7 protein-coding genes are annotated in these 6,082 nt (G+C 71.9%); 4 read left to right on the plus strand and 3 right to left on the minus strand.

The window, feature by feature from the left end; all coding sequences use genetic code 11:
• Together AC1DP0_RS16650 and AC1DP0_RS16655 are read left to right on the plus strand one after the other, a co-directional pair.
• On the plus strand, nucleotides 1–967 hold a 967-nt coding region (locus tag AC1DP0_RS16650), incomplete at its 5' end, for an alpha/beta-hydrolase family protein (RefSeq protein WP_478086314.1).
• A 101-nt stretch (nucleotides 968–1,068) separates the two neighbouring features.
• A complete protein-coding gene (locus tag AC1DP0_RS16655) occupies nucleotides 1,069–1,482 on the plus strand; it encodes a DUF7144 family membrane protein (protein WP_478086318.1) in 414 nt (137 codons plus the stop codon).
• 24 nt (nucleotides 1,483–1,506) lie between these two features.
• Here the strand turns inward: AC1DP0_RS16655 and AC1DP0_RS16660 are convergent, their stop codons facing one another.
• From AC1DP0_RS16660 to AC1DP0_RS16670, 3 genes are all read right to left on the minus strand, one after another.
• Nucleotides 1,507–1,848, minus strand: coding sequence for a DUF202 domain-containing protein (locus tag AC1DP0_RS16660; protein WP_478086322.1), 342 nt, complete (start codon nucleotides 1,846–1,848; stop codon nucleotides 1,507–1,509).
• Entirely contained in the window at nucleotides 1,845–2,213 is a 369-nt protein-coding gene (locus AC1DP0_RS16665; protein WP_478086324.1) for a YidH family protein, read from the minus strand. The genes AC1DP0_RS16660 and AC1DP0_RS16665 overlap by 4 nt, the downstream gene beginning before the upstream one ends.
• A gap of 139 nt (nucleotides 2,214–2,352) precedes the next feature.
• Nucleotides 2,353–3,321, minus strand: a complete 969-nt coding sequence (locus AC1DP0_RS16670; RefSeq protein ID WP_478086326.1) for an aldo/keto reductase — start codon at nucleotides 3,319–3,321, stop codon at nucleotides 2,353–2,355.
• A 114-nt stretch (nucleotides 3,322–3,435) separates the two neighbouring features.
• Here AC1DP0_RS16670 and AC1DP0_RS16675 point away from each other — a divergent pair, with 114 nt between their 5' ends.
• Together AC1DP0_RS16675 and AC1DP0_RS16680 are read left to right on the plus strand one after the other, a co-directional pair.
• Nucleotides 3,436–4,275: an aldo/keto reductase gene (locus tag AC1DP0_RS16675; protein ID WP_478086331.1), complete on the plus strand. Its 840-nt coding sequence runs from the start codon at nucleotides 3,436–3,438 to the stop codon at nucleotides 4,273–4,275.
• Nucleotides 4,276–4,450: 175 nt separating this feature from the next.
• A partial coding sequence (locus tag AC1DP0_RS16680; protein WP_478086335.1) for a winged helix-turn-helix domain-containing protein occupies nucleotides 4,451–6,082 on the plus strand: 1,632 nt, incomplete at its 3' end.

Here is a 6,082-nt window from a genome sequence, read left to right on the forward strand (position 1 = left end):
GACCGTCATGGGCGAGCCCGCACGGGCTCACCCCGTGCAGGTCTTCGTCGGCCTCGACAGCGCCCCGACGCCGGCCGAACGTGTCGAGCTCGCCGTCGCCGAGATGGACCGCACCGACGCCTGGTCCCGCTCGTTGCTCATGCTCGTCTCGCCGACAGGAACCGGCTACGTCAACTACGTGGCCATCGCCGCCGCGCAGTACCTGACCCGCGGCGACATCGCGAGCGTGACGATGCAGTACTCCCGACGGCCGTCACCGCTCTCCCTCGGCAAGGTCCGCGACGCGCGCGAGCAGAACCGGCTCCTGTGGCTGCGCATCTTCCAGCGCGTGCGCACCATGGCGCCGAGCGCGCGGCCGGAGGTGGTGCTCTTCGGGGAGTCCCTCGGTGCCCACACGAGCCAGGACGTGCTGCTGGGATGGGGGACGCTCGGGCCCCAGGCGCTCGGCATCGACCGGGCCCTCTGGATCGGCACTCCCGATGGCAGCAAGTGGAGGCACGAGATCACCGGCGCCCCCCGGCTCGACGTCGACCCGGCGCTCGTGGCCGTCGTCAACGACCATGAGCAGTTCATGGCCCTGAGCGAGGCCGCGCGGGCTCGGGTGCGCTACGTGCTGCTCAGCCACGACAACGACGGCGTCACGAAGTTCGGCCTCGACCTGCTGAACCGCCGGCCCGCGTGGCTGGGCCCTGACCGGCCGCTGCCCGAGCAGGTCCCCGGAAGGTCACCCCGCGGCATACCGCCCGGCATGCGGTGGCGTCCCGTCACGACGTTCTTCCAGACGCTCATCGACATGAAGAACGCGCAGCTGCCGGGATCCTTCCGTGCCTGGGCGCACGACTACCGGGCCGACCTGCCGGAGTTCATCCGCGACGTCTACGACCTCCACTGCACCGACGAGCAGATGGACGCGATCCAGGACGCCGTGCGCCGCCGCGAGGAGTTCCGCGAGAGCGCCTTCGCCTGACGGGTCCGCCCACGGATCATCCTCTCCGGATGAGCCGCCCGCGGGTCGGCCTTCTTAGCATCGAGAGACGTCCAGACCCCCGACCCCGAACAGAGGACGCAATGGCAAGCACGAGCACCGCCGCCCACCGCACCCGCACGCTCTGGGCCACCGGCGTGAGCATCTTCGCCGCGACCGTCATGATCGTCGTGGGACTCTTCCAGTTCGTCGAGGGCCTCGTCACCGTGGTCAACGGAACCGACTTCCTCGTCCGCACGCCGAACTACATCTTCACCTTCAATGCCACGGCGTGGGGCTGGTTCCACATGGTCGTCGGGCTCGGTGCAGCCGTGGCCGGAGCCTTCATCTTCACCGGTAACGTCTTCGCGCGCTCGGTCGGCATCGCGCTCGCCGGGGTCTCGGCGATCGCGAACTTCATGTGGCTGCCGCACTACCCGATCTGGGCGATCGTCATCATCGCCCTCGACGTCCTCGTCGTCTGGGCCCTGTGCACCGCGGACATGGGCGAGGCCTGACGCGGACGCCGACGCGGACAGCCGTCACCGGGCGGCGATGACGACGACGAAGACCAGCGCGGCGAGTCCCACGACCCCCGCCGTCGCGGCCGTGCGAGCGAGCGTGGGGACCGGCACACCCCGCGCAGGGACGGTCGCACCAGCCTGCACGAGGCGGCTGCCGTCGCGGTAGCGGCGGCGCGCGGTGAGCGTGAGGTCGACGCTCCACACCAGACCGAGGGCGGCCACGGCATACCCCAGGGGTCCGAGCTGCGGCGGCAGCACCCGCAGGCCGATGAGTGAGCCGATCGCGACCGACAGGGCCGTGCGACGCCAGGCCAGGGCCGTGCGCTCGGCCTGCATGCCCTTGTCGGCCGGGGAGGTCACAGCAGCAGCCCGACGATGACGGCGAGCGCCACGAGGCCGAGCAGGACGGCGATGGGCAGCTTGAGACCGGAGGACGGCAGCGGGGCCACGTGGCGCATGGCGCGCTCGGTCCGCACCCACGAGAGCCACGCCTGCGCGGTGGCGGCGATGCCGGCGAGGACGAGCAGCAGGGAGATCGAGACCCGCAGCCACGCGGTCAGTGGCACCTGCAGCGCCTCCACCGCGAGGCCCGCGGCGACGAAGGCCAGCCCGGTGCGGATCCACGCGAGGAAGGTGCGCTCGTTCGCGAGACTGAAGCGCGGGTCCGGGTCCTCGCCGTGCTCGAAGACCGAGCGCGGGAAGCGTCGGCGGCCATCGGTCGCCATGGGTCAACCTCCTCCTCGAAGCCGGTCACGGAAGTGCGACGTCCCGATCATCCCCCAGCGGCCCCCGGTTCCTGCCGCGGCACGCCTCTCCGCCGAGGCGACCCCGCTGGCGGGAAGCCCGGTCCGGTGGCGTGCTCCGTCAGAAGCCGGACGGCTCGCGCGGGGTGTACGGCGCCTCGAGGGCGGCGACCTCGTCGTCGGTCAGGTCGACCTCGAGCGCGGCCACGGCGTCGGCGAGGTGGTGTTCCTTCGTCGGGCCCACGATCGGCGCGCTGACGACGGGCTGGCGCAGCACCCACGCCAGCGCCACCTGCGCCATCGGTATGCCGCGCGCTCCGGCGATCTCTTCGACGGCATCCGCGATCGGCTTGTCCCGCTCGGAGAAGAGCGTCTGCCCGAACGCGTCACTGCCCGTGCGCTTCGTCTCGGTGCCCCACGGGCGGGCGAGGCGGCCGCGGGCCAGGGGGCTCCACGGCACGGCGCCGACGCCCTGGGCGGCGAGCAGCCCGAACATCTCGCGCTCCTCCTCGCGCTGCATGAGGCTGTACTGGTCCTGCATCGAGACGAAGCGCGTCCATCCGCCGAGGTCGGCGGCGTGCTGCATCGTCGCGAACTGCCACGCCCACATCGACGAGGCGCCGATGTAGCGCGCCTTGCCGGCCTTGACGACGTCGTGGAGCGCCTCCATCGTCTCCTCGACCGGCGTCTCCGGGTCGAAGCGGTGGATCTGGTAGAGGTCGACGTAGTCGGTGCCGAGGCGTGTCAGCGAGGCGTCGACCTGCTCGAGAATCGCCTTGCGGGACAGGCCCGCTCCGCCCGGGCCGTCGTGCATCCGCCCGTGCACCTTCGTGGCCAGCACGACGTCCTCCCGGCGTGTGTAGGCGCGGATGGCGCGGCCGACGATCTCCTCGGACGACCCAGCGCTGTAGACGTTGGCGGTGTCCCAGAAGGTGATGCCGAGCTCGACGGCCTGGCGGAAGAGCGGCTCGCTCTCGGTCTCGTCGAGGGACCAGGCGTGGTTGCCGCGGTTGCTGTCGCCGAAGCTCATGCAGCCGAGGGCGATCCTGCTGACAGTGAGGCCTGACTGGCCCAGACGGGTGTACTCCATGGCGTGTCCTTCCGGGGTTTCGGTCGCAGGCCCTGCCCGTACCCGTTGCCGAAGGCTGCCGCGCGTGAGGTTCGGGTCCGGCGGCACGCGCCGGTCCTGCGTAGGTTGGTCAGCATGGACACTCTCCCGACACGCGCGCTCCAGGACGGCACGGCCCTGCCGGCCATCGGCTTCGGCACGTACCCGCTCACCGGCGAGGACGGCATACGCGCCATGGTGTCCGCGCTCGAGGCCGGCTACCGGCTGCTCGACACGGCGGTCAACTACGGCAACGAGACGGAGGTGGGCGAGGCGATCCGCAGGTCGGGCGTCCCCCAAGACGAGCTCGTCGTGCAGACCAAGGTGCCCGGCCGGGACCACGCGCACGACCGCGCTGTCGCCTCGATCGAGGGCTCGCTCGAGCGCCTCGGCCTCGAGCGGGTGGACGTGGCTCTCATCCACTGGCCCAACCCGAGCGTCGGGCTCCACGTCGACGCGTACCGCGCGCTCGTGGAGTGCCGCGAACGGGGTCTCGTGCGTTCCGTCGGCGTCAGCAACTTCACCGAGAAGCACCTCGCCGACGTCATCGAGGCGACGGGAGTGACACCGGTGCTCAACCAGGTCGAGCTGCACCCGCTCTTCCCCCAGGAGCCGCTGCGCGCGGTCCACGAGCGGCTTGGCATCGTCACCGAGGCGTGGAGCCCCCTCGGCAAGCGCAACGCACCGTTCGCCGCCGACCCGGTGGCCGCAGCCGCAGAAGCCCACGGGGTGACACCGGCGCAGGCGATCCTGCGCTGGCAGGTGCAGCTCGGCGTCGTTCCGCTGCCGAAGTCCTCGGATCCCGCGCGGCAACGCACCAACCTCGACGTCTTCGGGTTCGAGCTGCGTCCGGACGAGATGGCCGCGATCACCGCACTCGGGCGCGCGGACGGTCGCCTGTTCGGCGGCGACCCGGATACCCACGAGGAGATGTGACGCCCACGTCCTGGACACCCGCGTGGGCGTGGATACGACCACGAACATTGGACATTCGAGAGGTCGACGCCTTTTCCGGCGTTAGGGTGAAACTGGGCTGAGCGGCCGGTCACCGCCGTGGACGGCGGTCGAGCGGTCAGCCCGGAACGTGTCGCAGACGTGACCCCTCACGAAAGTGCACCGGAATGAGTTCGTCCCCGCAGCTCTCCCTCCGCCATCGGCCGACCGGCTCGGCACCCGCTTCGACGAGACCCGTCCGGTCCCGCGGCGGGCGCTGACCGTCGTGCGCTCCGGGCCTGTCAGAACCGTCGGGACCGTCGGTGCGACCGACATGCGAGCCGTGGGTGGCGATCCGGCGTCGTCCCGCCCGTCGCCCAAGCACCGGGCTCCGGGCCTGACGGGACGCACGGTGCGCCGCAGCGCGATCCCGGTGCCGACGCCACTGGCGTCTGCGTCCGAGCGCGGGAGCGGGACCACGGTGCTCGTCGCCGGCTCCGTCGGCACCGGCAAGACGACGCTGCTCGCCGACTGGGCTCGCGAGCTGGAGCGGCGCGGCGACCTCGTCGGGTGGGCGTCCCTCGACCGCGAGGACAACGACCCGCAGGTCATGGCCAGGACCCTGCTCGGAGCCGTCCGAGCCGCCGTTCCCGGCACGCCGGCGGAGCTGGACGACGAGACCGCGCCGGGCCTGGTCGGTACCGCGTTCGTCACCCGTCTCCTCGAGCTCGCCGGGACGGTTGCCGAGGACATCTGGCTCGTCCTGGACGACCTTCACCTCGTCCGGGACCCGCGCTGCGTCGAGCTCGTCGAGAGGCTGGTCCGGTGGGCGCCGACCCGCCTCCACGTGGTCATCGGGACGCGGGCCGAACCGGACCTGCACCTTGCGCGCCTGCGCCTTCAGGAACGCTTGGTCGAGGTGCGGGAGCGGGACCTGCGCTTCTCGCTCGACGACACCCGCGAGCTGCTGTCGCGGCACGATCTCACCCTCGAGGACCACCAGGTGCGTCACCTGCAGGAGCTCACCGAGGGCTGGGCGGCGGGGGTCGCGCTCGCCGCCGTCTCGCTGGCCCACGGCCGCGACGTGGACGTCTTCCTGCGTGAGTTCGCGCGGTGCGACCGCGCCATGTCCGGCTACCTCGTGGAGGAGGTGCTGGCGAGCCTCGACGAGTCGACGCGCGAGTTCCTCCTCTCGACGTCCGTCCTCGAGGACCTCACCGCGGATCTGGGGACCGCGGTCACCGGCCGGGACGACGCGGGCGCGCTGCTCGAGTCCCTCTCCGCGGACAACGCCATGGTGACCGTCGACCAGGTGGGGACGCCGACCTACCGCTACCACGTGCTCCTGCGCAGCTACCTCAGCGCGATGCTCGAGGCCAGGAGCGCGCGCGGTGCCCGTGACGTCCATGCGCGGGCCGCCCAGTGGTATGCCGCCCACGACGTTCCCGGGCAGGCCCTGCGTCACGCGGAGGCCGCCGGCGACCTCGACCTCATGAGCGACGTCATCCACCAGCACGCCCTGCACCTGCTGCTCGACGGGCGCGCCTCCGACGTGGAGGCGGCGGTCCGCGCCGTCCGTGCCGACGACCCCGTCATGACCGCGGTCGCGGCACTGGCGAGCCTCGGCCTCTCCGACTCCGCGGCGGCACGTGACCAGCTCGCATCGCTCGTGACGCAGCCGGGGACGTGGTTCACCGAGACGTCGCGTGACCAGCCCGCGACGGCGGAGCCGTCGATGCTGCCGCTCGAGCGGCTCCTGGCCGTGGGGCTGCGGTGGCTCTCCTTCGTGGGCGAGGCCCCGGCCGGGCGA

The organism is Terrabacter sp. P5_B1 (assembly GCF_056400505.1).

What these genes read in the sequence shown, in the direction of transcription:
- AC1DP0_RS16665 (WP_478086324.1), bottom strand. Translation starts at nt 2,213, where the DNA reads ATGGCGACCGATGGCCGCCGACGCTTCCCGCGCTCGGTCTTCGAGCAC.
- AC1DP0_RS16670 (WP_478086326.1), bottom strand. Translation starts at nt 3,321, where the DNA reads ATGGAGTACACCCGTCTGGGCCAGTCAGGCCTCACTGTCAGCAGGATC.
- AC1DP0_RS16675 (WP_478086331.1), top strand. Translation starts at nt 3,436, where the DNA reads ATGGACACTCTCCCGACACGCGCGCTCCAGGACGGCACGGCCCTGCCG.
- AC1DP0_RS16655 (WP_478086318.1), top strand. Translation starts at nt 1,069, where the DNA reads ATGGCAAGCACGAGCACCGCCGCCCACCGCACCCGCACGCTCTGGGCC.